Origin of the sequence: Actinomadura sp. NTSP31 (genome assembly GCF_041951385.1) — a bacterium.
Classification (GTDB): Bacteria; Actinomycetota; Actinomycetes; order Streptosporangiales; family Streptosporangiaceae; genus Spirillospora; species Spirillospora napierensis.
In genome coordinates, this window is the sequence record NZ_JBGNUT010000026.1 from 17536 (window position 1) to 33938 (window position 16403).

At 74.8% G+C, this 16403-nt stretch carries 13 protein-coding genes; 7 read left to right on the forward strand and 6 right to left on the reverse strand.

The features are described 5' to 3' along the window. Nucleotides 1-17: 17 nt before the first annotated feature. From ACA514_RS34540 to ACA514_RS34565, 6 genes are read left to right on the forward strand one after another with little or no spacing between them, the layout of a single operon-like run. Nucleotides 18-1655 (forward strand): ABC transporter substrate-binding protein, encoded by a 1638-nt coding sequence (locus ACA514_RS34540; RefSeq protein WP_375045467.1) that lies wholly within the window; start codon nucleotides 18-20, stop codon nucleotides 1653-1655. Further along, nucleotides 1652-3778 carry a hydantoinase/oxoprolinase family protein gene (locus ACA514_RS34545; RefSeq protein WP_375045468.1) on the forward strand — a complete coding sequence of 709 codons (2127 nt, stop codon included), beginning with the start codon at nucleotides 1652-1654 and terminating at the stop codon, nucleotides 3776-3778. The genes ACA514_RS34540 and ACA514_RS34545 overlap by 4 nt, the downstream gene beginning before the upstream one ends. Then, nucleotides 3775-5445 carry a hydantoinase B/oxoprolinase family protein gene (locus tag ACA514_RS34550; RefSeq protein ID WP_375045469.1) on the forward strand — a complete coding sequence of 557 codons (1671 nt, stop codon included), beginning with the start codon at nucleotides 3775-3777 and terminating at the stop codon, nucleotides 5443-5445. Before ACA514_RS34545 ends, ACA514_RS34550 begins: the two co-directional genes overlap by 4 nt. 31 nt (nucleotides 5446-5476) lie before the next feature. After that, entirely contained in the window at nucleotides 5477-6685 is a 1209-nt protein-coding gene (locus tag ACA514_RS34555) for a macrolide family glycosyltransferase (RefSeq protein WP_375045470.1), read from the forward strand. Beyond that, a complete protein-coding gene (locus ACA514_RS34560; protein ID WP_375045471.1) occupies nucleotides 6682-7566 on the forward strand; it encodes an SDR family NAD(P)-dependent oxidoreductase in 885 nt (294 codons plus the stop codon). The genes ACA514_RS34555 and ACA514_RS34560 overlap by 4 nt, the downstream gene beginning before the upstream one ends. Before the next feature lie 50 nt (nucleotides 7567-7616). Continuing rightward, complete coding sequence (locus tag ACA514_RS34565; protein ID WP_375045472.1) at nucleotides 7617-8021, forward strand: TIGR03618 family F420-dependent PPOX class oxidoreductase; 405 nt, start codon at nucleotides 7617-7619, stop codon at nucleotides 8019-8021. A gap of 63 nt (nucleotides 8022-8084) precedes the next feature. On the opposite strand, the gene ACA514_RS34570 is transcribed toward ACA514_RS34565, so the two are convergent. After that, nucleotides 8085-8642: an NADPH-dependent FMN reductase gene (locus tag ACA514_RS34570; RefSeq protein ID WP_375045473.1), complete on the reverse strand. Its 558-nt coding sequence runs from the start codon at nucleotides 8640-8642 to the stop codon at nucleotides 8085-8087. 155 nt (nucleotides 8643-8797) lie between these two features. On the opposite strand from ACA514_RS34570, the gene ACA514_RS34575 reads away from it, so the two are divergent. Next, complete coding sequence (locus ACA514_RS34575) at nucleotides 8798-10246, forward strand: MFS transporter (RefSeq protein WP_375045474.1); 1449 nt, start codon at nucleotides 8798-8800, stop codon at nucleotides 10244-10246. Here ACA514_RS34575 and ACA514_RS34580 read toward each other — a convergent pair. The 5 genes from ACA514_RS34580 to ACA514_RS34600 all read right to left on the reverse strand — a co-directional run bounded on the left by ACA514_RS34580 (nucleotide 10223) and on the right by ACA514_RS34600 (nucleotide 16224). Next, nucleotides 10223-12988 carry a BTAD domain-containing putative transcriptional regulator gene (locus ACA514_RS34580; RefSeq protein WP_375045475.1) on the reverse strand — a complete coding sequence of 922 codons (2766 nt, stop codon included), beginning with the start codon at nucleotides 12986-12988 and terminating at the stop codon, nucleotides 10223-10225. The genes ACA514_RS34575 and ACA514_RS34580 overlap by 24 nt on opposite strands. Before the next feature lie 75 nt (nucleotides 12989-13063). After that, nucleotides 13064-13861: a shikimate dehydrogenase family protein gene (locus ACA514_RS34585; RefSeq protein WP_375045476.1), complete on the reverse strand. Its 798-nt coding sequence runs from the start codon at nucleotides 13859-13861 to the stop codon at nucleotides 13064-13066. A gap of 1 nt (nucleotide 13862) precedes the next feature. Next, complete coding sequence (locus tag ACA514_RS34590) at nucleotides 13863-14912, reverse strand: 3-dehydroquinate synthase family protein (RefSeq protein ID WP_375045477.1); 1050 nt, start codon at nucleotides 14910-14912, stop codon at nucleotides 13863-13865. After that, the gene (locus ACA514_RS34595) at nucleotides 14909-15796 is read right to left on the reverse strand and encodes an ROK family protein (protein WP_375045478.1); all 888 of its coding nucleotides are present in this window, start codon (nucleotides 15794-15796) and stop codon (nucleotides 14909-14911) included. The genes ACA514_RS34590 and ACA514_RS34595 overlap by 4 nt, the downstream gene beginning before the upstream one ends. Then, the gene (locus ACA514_RS34600; RefSeq protein WP_375045479.1) at nucleotides 15793-16224 is read right to left on the reverse strand and encodes a type II 3-dehydroquinate dehydratase; all 432 of its coding nucleotides are present in this window, start codon (nucleotides 16222-16224) and stop codon (nucleotides 15793-15795) included. Before ACA514_RS34600 ends, ACA514_RS34595 begins: the two co-directional genes overlap by 4 nt. Between the last annotated feature and the right edge of the window lie 179 nt (nucleotides 16225-16403).

Consider the following 16403-nt stretch of genomic DNA (forward strand, 5'->3'; position numbering starts at 1 on the left):
ACAAGGAGAACCGAACCGTGTTCCAGGTAAAAACGGTCGGAAAACTGAGACTCGCGTCGGCCGCCGCGTCCGCGGCGCTGCTGCTGGCCGCGTGCGGTGGCGGCTCGTCCGGCGAGGGCTCCAAGGCGGGCGGCCCGCCCAAGGCCGGCGGCACCCTCACCGTCGCGCTCGGCGGCGACCCGGTCACCATCGACCCGCGCGCCGTCACGCCCCTCGTCCGCGAGGTGTCGCGGCCCATCGTCGACTCGCTGCTCGCGCTCGACCCGGCCACCAAGAAGCCCGTGCCCTGGCTCGCCGAGTCGTTCAAGGCCAACGCCGACGCCACCGAGTTCACCTTCAAGCTGCGCGGCGGCGTCACCTTCTCCGACGGCACGCCGCTGACGGCGAAGGTCGTCAAGGACAACTTCGACGACATCATCGCCAACAAGGCCAAGTCCGCGGGCTCCACGTCCGTCTCGCTCCTGGAGCAGGGCGGCTACAAGGGGACCGACGCGCCCGACGAGCACACGGTCGTCCAGCACTTCGCCAAGCCGTACCCGACCTGGCCGCTCTGGGCGGCGGGCACCGCCTTCGGCGTCCTCGCGCCGAAGACGCTCGCGCTGCCGCTCGACGACCGCTACGACAAGGTCGTCGGGACGGGCCCGTTCGTGCTCCAGTCCTACACCCGGAACAGCCAGGTGGTGCTCACCAAGCGCAAGGGCTACACGTGGGGCCCGCAGACCGCCAGGCACGCCGGGGACGCCTACCTCGACAAGGTCGTCTACAAGGTGATCACCGAGCCGAGCGTCCGCACCGGCGCGCTCAAGACCGGCCAGGTGCAGCTCGCCGGCGCGCTCAACCCCTCCGACATCGCGCCGGTCCGCGCGGCCGGGTTCGCCATCGTCGCGCAGCGCAACCCCCGGCTCGCCGAAGGCCTGGTGGTGACCGGAGCCGACCGCGCGCCGCTGGACGACGCGGCCGTCCGGCAGGCGCTGGTGAAGGCCGTCGACACCAAGCAGATCCGCGACACGCTGCTCACCCCCGAGTGGGGCGTGCCGGACAGCGTCGTCACCGGCGCCGTCGTGGGCCACGCGGACGAGAGCGCGCTCCTCAAACCGGACCAGAAGGCCGCGGCGGCGCTCCTGGACCAGGCCGGCTGGGCACCGGGCGGCGACGGCATCCGGGCCAAGGGCGGCAAGCGCCTCACCCTGACGCTCGGCTGGCTCAACCGCGGCAACCCGTGGGACCAGCCGCTGGTCGAGCTCGTCACCGCCCAGTACAAGAAGATCGGCGTGGAGCTGAAGCCGCAGCTCGCGACCGCCGCCCAGTCGGTGGAGGCGCTGAAGGCGCACAAGTGGGACCTGTTCCTGTCCGGCGTCGCCGGCGGCCTGGACGCCGGGGTGAGCCTGCTCGGCACGTTCAGCACCGCGCCGCCGAACTTCTACAACGTCCAGGACGCCCCGTTGCAGCCGCTCCTGGCGAAGCAGGCGACCACCACCGACGAGGCGGCCCGCAACAAGATCCTGGCCGACGCCCAGCAGCGCATCATCGGCGAGGGACTGTTCACCCCGCTGGTGGAGGACACCGCCGTCGTCGCGGTCGGCAAGAAGGTGCACGGCTTCGCCCTCGACGCCGACTCGCGGCTGCCCACCCTTCAGGACGTCTGGCTGTCGTGACCTACCGCATCGCCGTGGACGTCGGGGGCACGTTCACCGATCTGGCGCTGCTCGGCCCGGACGGCGTGGAGCTGGACCACAAGACCGGCTCCACGCCGGACGAGCCGGCGGACGGGGTCGTCGCGGGCCTCCGCGGCCTCGCGGAGAAGGCGGGGCTGCCGCTCGCCGGGCTGCTCGCCCGCACCGGCGTCATCGTGCACGGCACGACCATCACCACCAACGCGCTGGTCACCGCCACGGGCGCGCGGACCGGGCTGCTGGCGACCGAGGGCCTGCGCGACGTCCTGCTCGCGCGGCAGGGATCACGGGCCGAGCAGTTCGACTCGCGGTCGGCACCGCCCCCGCCGCTCGTGCCCCGCCACCTGATCGAGACCGTCCGGGAGCGGGTGGACCGCACCGGCGAGGTGACGGCGCCGCTGGACGAGGAGGGCGTGCGGCGGGTTGCGCGGCGGTTCCGGGACGCCGGCGTCGAGGCGGTGGCCGTGGCTTTCGCCTTCTCCTACCTCAACGACGCGCACGAGCGGCGGGCGGCCGGGATCCTCGCGGCGGAACTGCCCGGGGTGTTCCTGTCGGTGTCGTCGCGGGTGGCGCCCGAGGTGCGGCTGTACGAACGCACCTCGACCACGGTGCTCAACGCCTACGTCGGCCCGGTGCTGCGCGACCATCTGGACCGCCTGGCGCGGCGTCTGGCGGACCTCGGCCACACCGGCCGGGTGCTGATCGTCCAGTCCAACGGCGGGGTCGTGGACCTGGACCGGGCCGCCGAGCGGGCCGTGAACACGCTCCTGTCGGGGCCGGCGGGCGCGCCCGCCGCCGTCGCGCGCATCGTCGCCGAACTGGGCGTGCCCGAGGCCATGACGATCGACATGGGCGGGACGAGCTTCGAGGTCAGCCTGTCGTCGGGCGGCGCCACCGGGATCACCACGCGGGCCGAGCCGGCGGGCCACCCCGTCTCGGTGCCGATGCTCGACATCGCCACGATCGGCGCGGGCGGCGGCTCGGTCGGCTGGACGACCCCCGGCGGGCTGCTGCGCGTCGGCCCGGCCAGCGCCGGAGCGGACCCGGGTCCGGCCTGCTACGGGCGCGGCGGCCGGGACGCGACGGTCACCGACGCCGACCTCCTCCTCGGGCATCTCGCGGGCGGGTTCGGGGACGGCCTCGAACCGTCGGCCGCCCTGGCGGGCCGCGCGATCGGGGACCTGGGGCGGCGCCTCGGGTCCGGGACGATCGAGACGGCGGCGGGCGTCCGCCGCGCCGTCGACGCGGAGATGGCCGACAGCCTGCGGCTCGCGATCGCCCGGCACGGACTGGACCCGCGCCGGCTCGCGCTCGTCGCGGCCGGCGGCGCCGGTCCGGTGCACGCGGTGGAGCTCGCCCGGGACCTGGGGATCCCGCTGGTCGTGGTCCCGGCGGGCGCCTCGGTGCTCTGCGCGCGCGGCATGCTCCGCGCCGACCTGGTCCGCTACCACGTGCACACGCTGCTCGGGCGCGGGCGCGACCCGCGCGCCACCGGCACCGACCCGGACGAGGTCGCCGCCGCGTTCGCCGGGCTGGAGGACGGCGCGAAGGCGGACCTGGCCCTGGACGACGCGGCGTCGCCTTCGAGCTTCCGGTTCACCCGGCTGGCCGATGTCCGGTACGTCGGCCAGGTCCACGAGGTGACGGTGCCGCTCCGGCCCGGCGCGTTCGTCGACGCTGCGGCGCTCGACCAGGTCACGGCTGACTTCCACCTCGCACACGAGCGGCTGTACGGCTTCGCGCAGCCGGAGGCGCCCGTGGAACTCGTGAACGTCCGGCTGGAAGCGCGTGCGCTCACCGGCCTGCCGTCGTCCACGGACGTACCGACGGCCGCGCCTGTTCTGGCGGAAGGGGACAAGGTGCAGCGGGCATGGTTCGACGGCGGCTTCCAGGAGGTGCCCGTCTGGAGCCCCGGGTCGTTGCCGGTGGACGAGCGCCAGGAGGGGCCCGCACTGCTGGCCGGCTCGGGCACCACCATCGTGGTCCCGCCCGGGTTCGCGTTCGAGGTCACCGCGAGCGGCACCACGCTGGTGTTCGCGGCGGACCGAGAACGGGCCGAGGTGCTGGCGGGACTGCGGGGCACGCGGCTGGAGCCGGTCCGGTGACCGCGGCGATCCTGGCCTCGGTGGTCGACAACCGGCTGCACGCCATCGCCGCGCGGATGGCGGACGCGATGCTGCGGTCCTGCCGGTCCGCGGCGTTCCAGAGCCGCGACTTCGTGACGGGGATCTTCGACGCCGACGGCGCGTGGATCGCCACCAAGGACTTCATCCCCGTCCTCGCCGGGTCGCTGCCCAGCGCCTACGACGGCATCCTCGCCAAGTTCGCCGGGGACGTCGGCGAAGGCGACGTCTTCGTGCTCAACGACCCGTACCACGGCAACAACCATCCGCCCGACGTGACCGTCCTCAAACCGGTCTTCCACCGGGGCGTGCTCCGCTTCTGGACCGCGACGAAGGGCCACCACGCCGACGTCGGCGGCAGTGGCGAGCTCGGCTACAACCCCGGCGCCCGCGACTGCTACGAGGACGCGCTCCGGATCCCGCCCGTCCGGCTGTACCGGCGCGGCGAGCGGCAGGACGACGTCTGGGACCTCATCCTGCTGAACCTCCGCCTCCGCGACGCGGTCGAAGGCGATCTGCACTGCCAGATCGGGGCGGCCGCGCTCGGGGAGCGCGAGCTGATCGCGATGCTCGACGCGTTCGGCGTCGAACCGGTCCTGGAGGCGGTGAAGTTCCAGCTCGCGGCCGCGGCCCGGCACATGCGGTCGGAGATCGCGCGCTGGCCGGACGGCGTGTACGAGGCCGTCCGGCACCTCGACGACGGCGGCGAGCACCACCGCGAGCCCATCGCGGTGCGGCTCCGGCTCACCGTGGCGGGGGAGCGCGCCGCCTTCGACTTCACCGGGTCCGACCCGCAGGTGACCGGGTACGCGAACTCGACCCGCGCCAACACGGTGGCCTCGGTGCTCGTCGCGCTGTTCGGGGTGACCGACCCCGCGCAGCGCCGCACGAGCGGCGCCCTCTCGGCGATCGACGTGCTGACCCGGCCGGGCACGATCGCGCACGCGGTCGAACCCGCAGCGACCACGCTGTGCACGATCACCGCGTGCGAGGCGATCGTGGAAGCGGTGTGGCTGGCGCTGGCCAGCGCCGACCCGGCGCTCACCCACGCGGGCTGGTGCCGGGGGTACGCGTTCGCCGCCGTCGGGATCGACGAGCGGACCGGCCGGCCGTTCGGCGCCACCGGCGCGCTCAAAGGCGGCTCTGGCGCCGTGCTCGGATGCGACGGATGGGACGCCATCGGGCCGCCGGTCGCCATGGGCGGCGGTCGCGAGGTGGACGTCGAGCTGCACGAGCTGGGCGCGCCCGCGACCATCCTGCACCAGGGCTTCGCGACCGACTCGGCCGGCGCGGGACGGTGGCGCGGCGGACTCGGCGGCTTCTCGCGATGGCGCATCGACCAGGACGGCGTCCCCGTCGTCTGCATCGGCTCGGGCGCGCTGGAGCAGACCGTGCCCTACGGCCTGGCGGGCGGCCTGGCCGCCCCGGCGAACCGCAGCGTGGTGCGCCACCGCGACGGGCGGGTCACGGTGCCGCGCACCAACAGCACCCTCGTGCTGGAGCGCGGCGACGTCATCGAGATCCACACCTCCGGTGGCGGCGGCTACGGCGACCCCCGGGAACGGTCGCGCGAGGCCGTCCTCGCCGACGTCCGCGACGGGCTGGTGTCGGAGGCCGCCGCGCGCGACGTGTACGGCCTCGCCCCCTGACGTGCCGCGCCGCGGCGGATCGGAGCATCCCATGACCTTGCACATCCTGGTCCTCGACATCCCCTCGAACGGGCACGTGCTGCCGAAGCTGGACCTCGTCGACCGGCTCGTCCGGCGCGGGCACCGGATCACCTACGTGGTGGCCGGAGGCCCCGCCGAGCGGGTGCGGCGCTTCGGAGCGGAGGTCGTCACCTATCCCTCCCTGAACCCTCTGGCCAGCCTCGCCGAGGACGACCCGGCCGCCGCCACCCGGGCGTTCTTCCGCGAGAACCTGGAGATCCTGCGCGCCGCGCGCGAGCACTTCGGCGACGAGCGCCCCGACGCCGTCGCCTACGACGAGGCGGCCTTCCAGGCCGGCCGCATCCTGTCCAGGATGTGGGGGCTGCCGCCCGTCCTGCTGACCCCGAGCGTGGTGTCGAACGAGCACTACTCCTACTTCGACCACATGGAGCGCCTCGCGCCCGGCCACCGGCTGGCCGACCCGGTGGAGGAGATCACCGAGGCACTCGCCGGATTCGGGCTCGGCGACCAGGTCGAGGACTTCCTGTGGAGCACCCGGCGGGTCCGGGAGCTCACGATCTCGTTCGTCCCGCCCCGCATGCAGCCGGAGTACGAGACCTTCGACCCCGAGCAGGTCGTCTTCGCCGGGCCGAGCGTCGAGAAGCGGGACTTCCTCGGCACCTGGACTCCACCGCCGGACGCCGCGCGGGTGGCGCTGGTGTCCCTGGGCAGCGTGCGCAACGGCGACGCCGGATTCTTCGAGACGGTGGCCCGCGCGTTCGCCGGAAAGCCGTGGCATGTCGTCGTGACGGTGGGGGACGGGCTCGCCGACACCGACGTCGAGCGGATCGCCGGCCTCGCGCCCAACGTGGAGGTCCATCGCTGGGTGTCCAACGTCAGCGTCCTCGAACACGCGGACGTGTTCGTGACCCACGGCGGCAGCGGCTCGCTCGTCGAGGCCTGGTACACCGCGACGCCGGTCGTCATCGTCCCTCCGGCACCCGACTTCCTGCCCTACGCGGACCGGACCGTCGAACTGGGCGCGGGCCGCGTCATCGACCCGTCCGAACTGGACGCGGACCGGCTCGTCGCCGAGGCGGCGGCGGTCGCGTCGGACGGCGCCATGGTCCGGCGGATGCTGGAGCTGCAGGCGCACGCGCGCGCCGCCGGCGGCGCGCGGCGGGCCGCGGACGTCATCGAGGCCCGTCTCGGCGCCCCGGCGCGGAGTGCGGCGTCGTGACCGCGCGGCCGACCGCCGGAGCGGTGATCGTCACCGGCGCCGGGTCGGGGGTCGGGGCGAGCACGGCCGTCAGGCTCGCCGAGCGCGGCCACCGGGTGGTGGCGGCCGTCCATTCCCGCGACCGCGTCGCGCGCCTCGACGAGCTCGCCGCCCGAGCCGGCGCGGAGGTCGACGTCGCGGAGCTCGACGTCACCGACGAAGCCTCGATCCCGCCGTTCGTGGACGGCGTCGCGGCCCGCCACGGCGGCCTGCGCGCCGTCGTCAGCAATGCCGGCGTCACGGGCGTCGACACGTTCGAGAACGAGGACCTCGCGAGCTACCGCAGGATGTTCGAGGTGAACGTGTTCGGCCCGGTCAAGCTGCTCAAGAGCAGCCTCCCGCACCTGCGTGCCGGCGGCGGCCGGTTCGTCGCGGTCGGCAGCGTCGCGGGCGTGCTCGGACTGCCGTTCCAGGAGGCCTACGCCGGGTCGAAGTTCGCGCTCGAAGGGATCCTGGAGGGCTTCGCCCCCGTGGCGCGGCGCGTGGGGGTCGCGGTGTCGGTCGTGGAGCCGGGGCCGATCGACACGGACGCGGTCCGGAAGACCGACTGGGCGCGCGTCTTCGCCGGGGCGGGGCCTTACGAGGGGCTGCTGCGGCAGTACGCCGACAACGCGGCCGCCCGGCACGGCACCCTGCCGGGGCTGCCGGCGACCCAGACGGCCGCCGAGGTCGCCGCCGCGATCGCGGACCTGCTGGAGTCCGCCGCCCCGCCGTTCCGCTGCCAGACCTCCGCCGGCGCCCGCCGCCTCGTCGCGCGGAAACTGGCGGACGTGGACGGCGCCGCCGCCGCGGCGGTCATCGGCCGGTGGCTGGACGCCGCCCCTCCCGGACCGGGCGAATAGGGGGGTGATCAGGGGAGCCCGGAGACCGTTCCCGAATATACCTTTGCCGCATGGCTGAGAAACTCGATGAGAAGACCCGGGCATTCGTCGACAACAAGAATTTCCCCGTGGTCGCCACCGTGAACGAGGACGGGAGCCCGCATTCGTCGATCGTGCTGATCAAGCGCGACGAGGACGACTCCCTGCTGTTCGTGACGCACGCCGGCCGCCGCACCGAGCGCAACATCTCCCGCGACCCGCGGGTCAACCTGTCGGTGTTCGACATCGGGAACCCGGTCACCTCGATCGAGATCCGCGGCACCGCGAAGGTCCTGGAAGGCGGCGGCAAGGAGCTGGCCGACGAGCTCACGCTGAAGTACCTCGACGAGGTCCACGACGTGGACGACGTCTCGCGGGTGGTCGTCCGCATCGTCCCGCACAAGGTCATCGCGTTCCCGCCCGAGCCCGCGAAGTGACGTCCCGGCGGGACGACGGCGAGGGCGGGCACCCACCGGGTGCCCGCCCTCACCTCGCGGGGCTCACGCCCGGACGGTGGCCAGCGCCTTCGACCAGGACTCCAGTTGGTTCAGCACGCGCTCCAGCTCGGCCTCGCGGAACTCCTGCGGGGCGAACTCGGGATAGCTCGGGAAGTCGCCCGGGATGAGCAGGGTGACCTGCGCGGCGACCGACGCCACGCTCAGCTCGGTCGCGACCAGCCGCAGCTGCTCCACGGCCCGGGCGGCGCCGACGGCGCCGTAGCCGACGAAGCCGACCGCCTTGTTCGCCCACTCGGCGTGCACGAAGTCGAACGCGTTCTTCAGCGCGGCGGGCGGCGCGTGGTTGTACTCCGGCGTGATCACGAGGAACCCGTCGTACCCGGCGACGACCCCGGCCCAGCGCTTGGTGTGCTCGCCGGCGTACTGGCCGACGGCAGCGGGGATCTGCTCGTCGTAGAGCGGCAGGCCCTGCTCGGCGAGGTCGACGATCTCGTACTCGGCCTCGGTGCGCTTGGACGCGACCTGGTGCACCCACTCCGCCACCGGGAGCCCGATCCGGCCCGGCCGCGTGCTGCCCACGATAATGGCGATCTTCGTCATTTCTTCCACTCCCTGTGCTTCGGGTGATCCCATCCTTCACCAGTTCCGGAGAAGGGCGGAAGAAGGCACTTTTCCTTCCCGTGGTTACATCGATGTTCCTTCTTTCTGAATTCGGTTCCGGGTGGCACGATCGCGGCAGTAGAAGGGGAGGCGGGATGGACGTCGCGGAGACCGCGGTGCGGACGGAGCGCTCCCCCTGGCCGGCCCTGGCGGTGCTGGCCACCGGGCAGCTGATGCTGATCGTCGACGGGACGGGCGTCGCGGTGGCGCTGCCGCGGATCCAGGCGGACCTCGGCCTCGCCGGCGCGCAGCTGTCCTGGGTCGTCAACGGGTACCTGGTCGCCTTCGGCGGGCTCCTGCTGCTGTGCGGCCGGCTCGGCGACCTGCTCGGGCGGCGGCGGGTGTTCCTCACCGGCATCGCGGTGTTCACCGCGGCGTCGGCGGTGTGCGGCGCGGCCGGCAGCGCGACGGTCCTGGTGGCCGCGCGGTTCGTCCAGGGAGCGGGCTGCGCGATGGCGGGCTCGGTCATCACCGGCATGGCGGTGGTGCTGTTCCCCGAGGGCCGCGAGCGCGTCCGGGCCATCACGGTGATCGCGTTCGTCGCGGCGGGCGGCGGATCGGTCGGCGCGCTCGGCGGCGGGGTGCTCACCGACCTGCTCGGCTGGCCGTGGATGTTCCTGGTCAACCTGCCGATCGGGGCGCTGCTGCTGACCTTCGGCCGCCGCACGCTGCGCCCCGACCGCGGCATCGGCTGGAGCGCCGGGGCGGACCTGCTCGGCGCGGCACTGGTCACCGCGGGTCTGATGCTCGTGGTCTTCGCGGTCGGCTCCCTCGGGCCCGGCGGCTCCGGGGCGGCTGTAGTCGCCGCGCCGGCCGCCGCGGGGCTCGCCCTGCTCGCGGGCTTCGTGCTGCGCCAGCGGCTGGCCCCGGCGCCGCTGCTGGACCTGGCGGTGTTCCGCTCCCGGGCCTGGTCGGGCGGGAACGTGCTGCAGGCGCTTTTCGTCGGGGCGATGTTCGGTTTCCAGTACCTCGTGACGCTGTACCTACAGGAGGTGCTCGGCCTCGGGCCGCTGGAGACCGGGCTCGCCTACCTGCTGGCCTCGGCGGTGATCGGGGCGACCTCGCTCGCGCTCGCCGAGCCGCTGATCGTCCGGTTCGGCGTGCGGCGGGTCCTGCCGGCCGGGCTCGCCGCCGGCGTCCTGGCGTTCGGCTGGCTGGCCCGGGCGCCGGCGTCGGGCACCTACGCGATCGACGTGCTGCCCGCGATGCTGGCGCTCGGCGTCTCGGCGGGACTGGTCCTGCCGGCGGCCACCGCGCTCGCCATGACCGGCGCGTCCGACGCCGACTCCGGGGTCCGGTCCGGGGTGATCGGCACCGCGCAGCAGGTCGGCGGAGCGCTGGGGCTCGCGGGCATGGCGGCGCTCGCCGCGGCCGGGACCCGGCACGCCGCGGCCTCGGGCGCGGCGGGACCGGCCGCGCTGACGCAGGGCTACCGGATCGGCTTCGCCGCGGGCGCGGTGCTGCTCCTGCTCGCGCTGGCGATCGCCCTGCTGCTGCCGCGGGACGGTAGCGCGGCGGGATCAGTGGTAGGTGGCGACCGGTGACTCCTCCATGCGGTGGGGCAGCGGCCGGTGCAACGCCGCAGCCCAGGACGGCGCGGAGTGGGACCGCCCGCGGCGCAGGTCGTGGGCGGCGCGCCGGCACCGGGCGGCGGTGTCGTGGGCGCCCGCCGCCGCGGCCCGGCGCTCGGCGGCGAGGAGCGCGTGATGGGCCTGCCGCACCGTGTCGAACGCCAGGTCGGGCGAGTTGAGGATCACCAGGAGCCGGTAGTGGTGGATCAGGAGGTCGGCCTCGTCCGGCGGCAGCGTCTGGACCCAGCCGATGGCGCGCCGGTGCCGGTCGATCCGCCGGCTGCGCGGCAGCTGGGCGTGGGCGACCTCGCGCAGGAGCGGCTGCCGGATGGCGTACTCCGGCGCGCCGGAACGGTCCGAAGGCCGCCGGACGAGGAAGTCCTTGCGTTCCAGGGCGCGCAGGGCCGCGGCGGTCTCCTCGGTGGTACGGGCGGACAGAGCGGCCACGCCCTCGGCCCGGAACCCGCTCTCCGGGAAGGTCGTGGCGTCCCGCAGGACGGCCCGCTCGGGAAGCGGCAGCGTGTCGATCCGGGCGGCGACGAGCGCGCGCAGCGGCCCGGGGACGGGCGCTCCGTAGTAGGCGCCGTCGAAGGCGTCGCCGGCGTGCCCGCGCACGGCCCGCGCGTACTCCTCGGCGTGCCGCGGGTTGCCGCCGACCAGCTTGAGCATCGTGGCGTCGGCGGGCAAGGGCAGGAGCGCGCGCGCCTCCTCGTCGGACAGCGGGTCGAGCGTGAGCGTGGTGACGTCGCGCTTGCCGCACCCCCAGCCCGCCCGGCGCTGCCGCAGCTCGGGCCGGGCCGTCGCCACGATGAGGACCGGCACCCGGGCGAGCTGCTCGGTCAGGTCCTCGACCTGGTCGAGGAGGGCGGCGTCGGCCCGGTGCAGATCCTCCAGGACGATCGTCAAAGGGCCCTCCAGCGCGAGGTCGGCGACGTGGCGGCGCCAGGCCGCCGCACCGGCCTCCGCCGGCAGCCGCTCGATCAGCCGGGCCGCCTCCGCGCCGTCCGGCCGCGACCGCACCGCGTCGGCGAGCGGGGCGAGGATCCCGCCCGCGTAGGGCGGGGTGCGCCCGACGAGCACGGATCCCGGAATCTCCGCGGCGAACTCGGCCATCAGGCGGCTCTTGCCGATGCCGGGCTCGCCGAGGACGGTGACCAGGTGCGGGCGCTGCCTGCGGCGCACGTCGCCGAGCAGGCCGCGGAGGATCTCCAGGTCGCGGTCCCGGCCCACCAGCCGGCCGGGACGCGCCGGGAGGGGCGTTCCCGGCACCGGTCCGTGTCCGGGCGAGACGGCGACGCCGCCGGCCGGGTCGCCCTCCGGTGGTGCGGCGTGCAGGCCCGCGGCGCGGGCGGTCGCGGGGCAGATCTGGATACCGCCGTGCGGGGTGCGCGCCAGCAGCCGCTCGGCGGAGTGCGGCACCGTTCCCGCCAGATGCGCGGGAGCGGGGTCGTGCTCGTCTCGGTAGGTCGCGAGGACGTCGCCGGTGGCGACGGCGATCTGGACGCCGAGGAACGCCGCGACGCGGTCGGCGATCCGCGCGCGGATGGCGCGGGCCGTGCGGACGGCGCGCTCCGGGTCGTCCTCGTGCGACTGCGGGAAGCCGAACACCACCGGCCGGACGGAGCCCAGCGTCTCGCGCACGACCCCGCCGAAGCGCCGGGCCTCCTCGGCGATGACGTGGGCCAGGTCGTTGAGCGTCTCGTCCACGCACTCGGAGGCGTCGTGGACCACGTCCATGCGGGTGCGCACCAGCAGGACGCTGGCCCGTTTGCGCTCGGAGACGGGACGCTCGCCGGTGCCGCCGCCGGAGACCCGGCCGTGCGCGTCGGCGGTCTTGCCGCAGGGCGTCCTCGCCGGAGGCGCGGTCGCCGGGCGGTCCGCCGCGCCGCCGGAGCCCGCCACGCGGGAAAGCACGGCGCCCTCGGGGAACCCGCCGTCCACCATGCCCGGCGCCGTCCGCGGCGCGACGGCGAGCCGCGGGTGCTGGGTCAGGATGTCGCGTTCCAACCGCCGGAGCTCGGGACCGGGGTCGAGCCCGAAGCCGTCCCGCAGGACGTCGCGGAGGCCCTGGTAGACCGCGAGCGCCTCGCGCTGGCGCCCCCCGCGGTAGAGCGCCAGCATCAGCAGGCCGCACAGCCGCTCGCGTGCGGGCTCCTCGTCGACGAGGGACGTCATCTCGCCGATCAGCTCGTGGTGGCGGCCGAGGGCGAGTTCGGCCTCGAGGCAGTCCTCCAGCGCGGCGAGCCGCGCCTCCTCCAGCGCCGTCAGCTCGGGCCACCCGGTGACGGACTCGACGACGTCGGCCATCGCGGGGCCGCGCCACAGTGCGAGCGCCTCGCGCAGCCGCCGCGCCGCGGGCTCCCATTGCTCCGCGCGGAAGTCGGCGCGGCCGCGCTCCACCAGCGCGTGGAACCGCGTGACGTCGATGAGGTCGGGGTCGACGCGGAGCAGGTATCCGGGCGAGGTGGTCTCGAGCGTGCAGGAACCGTCGGCGGGAAGCGCGCGGCGCACTCCGGCGACGGCGTTCTGCACCATCTTGCGCGCGGTGGGCGGTACGGGGTCGTGCCACAGGGCGCGGATGAGGTCGCCGGTGGACACCACGGTGCCGGGGTGCAGGAGCAGACAGCCCAGGACCGCGCGCTGGTTGAGCCCTCCGAGCGGGACGGGCCGGCCGTCCCGCACCACCTCCAGCGGACCGAGCAGGCTGAATCGCAAGGGGGTCCCCCTGTCGACCGTCTCGTCTTGGCGGGTATTTCATACTAATTCTATCGGTATTGACTGCATTTCGGGTCAACCCGCGAGGCCGAAGTAGGCCGCGTAACACTCCAGCTGGTGATCGAGCGTGTGGATCCCGTGATGGACGGCGCGCCCGAGCGCCGCCGCGGTCCGCAGCAGCCGCGTCTCGGCGGGCTTCATGACGATGTCGGCGACCACGCCGCCCGGCGGGACGCGGGAGGGGTCGAACGGCAGCGGGTCGTCCGCGCGCATCCCGAGCGGGGTGGCGTTGACGGCGATGTCCGCGTCCTCCACCCGCGGGACGGCCGAGCCGGTCGCGCGGCCCGGCCAGCGCTCGCCGAGGCGGGCGAGCAGCGCGTGCAGGCGCCGGGCGTCGGTGTCGCAGACCGACAGGCGGGCCGCCCCGTTCTCCAGCAGCGCCGCCGCCAGCGCGGTCCCCGCCCCGCCCGCGCCCACCAGCGAGATCCGCCGGCCCTCCGGTTCGTGGCCGCGCGCCCGCAGCCCGCGGACGAAACCGACGCCGTCGAAGTTGTCGGCGCGCCAGCGCCCGTCCGGCTCGCGGCGCAAGGCGTTCGAGCTCCCGGTGAACGCCGCCGCCGGCGCCAGCTCGTCGGCGTACCGGCAGATCTCGATCTTGTGCGGCACGGTGACCAGCAGGCCGTCCAGGTTGCCGATCCGCCGCAGCCCGCCGACCACCTCGCCGAGGTCCGCCGGCCGGACATGCACCGGGACGAGCACCGCGTCCCGGCCGAGCCGGTCCAGCAGCGGGTTGACCAGCGCCGGAGCCCGCACCTGCTCGATCGGGTCGCCGAGGACGGCCAGCAGCCGGGTGGTGCCCGAGATCCGCCCCATCTCAGCCCTGACCGACCGGCATCTCCGCGAGCGCGGCGGCGGCCTCGGACTCCGGCACGCCCGTCACCAGCTCGGCCCCGCGCGGGCCGTCCAGCACGAACGCCGGCCCGTCCGTGGCCTTCTTGTCCAGCCGCATCAGACGGACGAGCGCGTCGCGGTCCGTCCCGGCCGGCAGCTCGGTCGGCAACCCGTACGCCGCGACGACGGCGCGGTGCTCGGCGACGCGGGCCGGGCCGATCCGGCCGAGCCGCCCGGCGAGCCGCCCCGCGTAGACGGTGCCGATCGCCACCGCCTCCCCGTGCCGGAGCCGGTAGCCGGTGGCGCGTTCGAGCGCGTGGCCCAGGGTGTGCCCGTAGTTGAGCAGGTGCCGCGGCCCCGCGTCGCGTTCGTCGGCGGCCACGATCGACGCCTTGAGCGCGACGCTCGCCTCGATCTGCTCTTCCACGGGACGCCCGTGCAGGTCCGGCGCGCCGATGAAGTGGCAGCGCGCGATCTCGCCGTACCCGTTGATCCACTCGCGCCGGGGGAGGGTGTCGAGGTAGTCGGTGTCGCAGAGGACCGCGCGCGGCTGCCAGTACGTCCCGACGAGGTTCTTGCCCTGCGGCAGGTTCACCGCCGTCTTCCCGCCGACGCTCGCGTCCACCTGCGCCAGCAGCGAGGTCGGCAGGTGCACGACGGGGACGCCCCGGTGGTAGAGCGCCGCCGCCAGGCCGACGACATCGGTGGTGGTGCCGCCGCCGCACGACACGACCGCGTCCGAGCGGGTCAGCCCGAAGTCGGCGAAGCGGCGGCACAGGTCCTCCACCTGCGACAGCGTCTTGCGGGTCTCGCCGTCCCGCGCGGGCACCACCATGGACGGCACCCCGGGATCGGGGGTCCACTCCGGAGGCCTGGCCGAGACGACGACGGCCCGCCGCGCTCCGATCCCGGCGATGACGTCGGGGAGCACCGAGCGCACCCCGGCTCCGATGCGCACCTGGTACGAGCGTTCCCCCAGAGCCACGTCCACGCACCGCGGCGCTGTGGCCGTTCGCTCGTCCCGTCCGGTCATGCCGGAAACTCCTCTCGTTCCGCCAGCAGCAACGCGCCGTGCAGGGACGACAGCGCGCCCAGTTCCGCGGGCCGCACCGGCGGCGGCGCGTACCCCGCGCGCGCGTAGCCCGCGACGCGCTCGGCGACCGCCTCGGTGAAGCCCGGCAGTCCTGCGGCGACGCCCCCGCCGATCACGGCGATCTCGGGGTGCAGGAGCTCGCCGAGACCCGTGACGGCGGTAGCGAGCGCGTCCCAGGCGGGCTCCAGCGCGCTGGTCGTCCAGCCCGCACCGTCCGCCAGCCCGGCTCTCAGCTCGGCGAACGAGACGGACGCGCCGCGCAGCCGCGTCGCCCGCCGCAGGATGGCGGGACCGGAGGCGGCGGCCTGGACGCACCCGAACCGGCCGCAGTCGCACCGGTCCTCCCGTGCCGACCGGTCGACGATCAGATGGCCGGTCTCGCATCCCGTCACGGGCCGTCCGTCCAGCACGGCGCCGCCGCCGACGCCCGTACCGACCCCGAGGTACACCGCGTTCCGCGCCCGCGCCCGCCCGGCCTCGGCGAGCGCCGCCAGGTCGCCGTCGTCGGCCCAGCGCACCGCCGCGCCGGGGAACAGGGCGCGCAGCCGCGCCCCCACGTCGAGACCGGCCCAGCCGGGGCGCCCCGGCCAGGCCGTGACGCGCCCGGCCGAGTCGACGGCGGCGGGGAGCGCGACCCCGACGGCCGCGATCGGCGGGTCCGCCCCGCCCCGCAATCGCGCCACCGCCCCGGCCAGGGCCGTCCAGTCCGCGGCAGGGTCCGCCGGCGACGGCCAGCGGAACGCGGCGTCGCGCGGCGGCCCGTGCGCGGCCGCCAGCCGGAAGGCGACCTTCGTCCCGCCGACGTCGATCCCGAGGCGGGTCATTCCGGCACCAGCGCCAGCAGCGCGCGGGCGGCGAGCCGGTAGCCCAGCGAGCCAAGCCCGACGATCACCCCGTCGGCCACCGGAGCCAGCACCGACTCGTGGCGGAACGACTCGCGCGCCCACACGTTCGACAGGTGCACCTCGATCCACGGGCGCGGATAGGCGGCCAGGGCGTCGCGCAGACCCCAGCCGGCGACCATCAGCGCGCCCGGGTTCACGATCGCCCCGACCGTGTCCCACCGGCCGTGCAGCGTCTCGATCAGCTCGCCCTCCGACTCGCGCTGGACCGGCACCACCTCCCAGCCGCGCGCGGCCACCTCCGCGCGGACGAACGACTCGACGTCGGCCAGCGTGTCGGTCCCGTAGATCTCCGGTTCCCGGCGCCCGAGAATCCCCAGATTCGGTCCGTTCAGCAAAAGCAACTGCACGATCGCCGTTATAACATGCGCCGCGCATTCGGTGCGCAGAACCTCGTCGCCGCATTTCGGCAAGGGAATGATAGGGGGGTCGATAGGGGATGTGAAAAGCCCTCCGCGCTTAGGTACCGTGCCGATGAAATCCCCGTTGGGGACGCTTTATGCAACGGCCGGAACGCAGAACGCGGAGG

What these genes read in the sequence shown, in the direction of transcription:
- ACA514_RS34555 (WP_375045470.1), top strand. Translation starts at nt 5,477, where the DNA reads ATGACCTTGCACATCCTGGTCCTCGACATCCCCTCGAACGGGCACGTG.
- ACA514_RS34565 (WP_375045472.1), top strand. Translation starts at nt 7,617, where the DNA reads ATGGCTGAGAAACTCGATGAGAAGACCCGGGCATTCGTCGACAACAAG.
- ACA514_RS34570 (WP_375045473.1), bottom strand. Translation starts at nt 8,642, where the DNA reads ATGACGAAGATCGCCATTATCGTGGGCAGCACGCGGCCGGGCCGGATC.
- ACA514_RS34575 (WP_375045474.1), top strand. Translation starts at nt 8,798, where the DNA reads ATGGACGTCGCGGAGACCGCGGTGCGGACGGAGCGCTCCCCCTGGCCG.
- ACA514_RS34585 (WP_375045476.1), bottom strand. Translation starts at nt 13,861, where the DNA reads ATGGGGCGGATCTCGGGCACCACCCGGCTGCTGGCCGTCCTCGGCGAC.
- ACA514_RS34590 (WP_375045477.1), bottom strand. Translation starts at nt 14,912, where the DNA reads ATGACCGGACGGGACGAGCGAACGGCCACAGCGCCGCGGTGCGTGGAC.
- ACA514_RS34595 (WP_375045478.1), bottom strand. Translation starts at nt 15,796, where the DNA reads ATGACCCGCCTCGGGATCGACGTCGGCGGGACGAAGGTCGCCTTCCGG.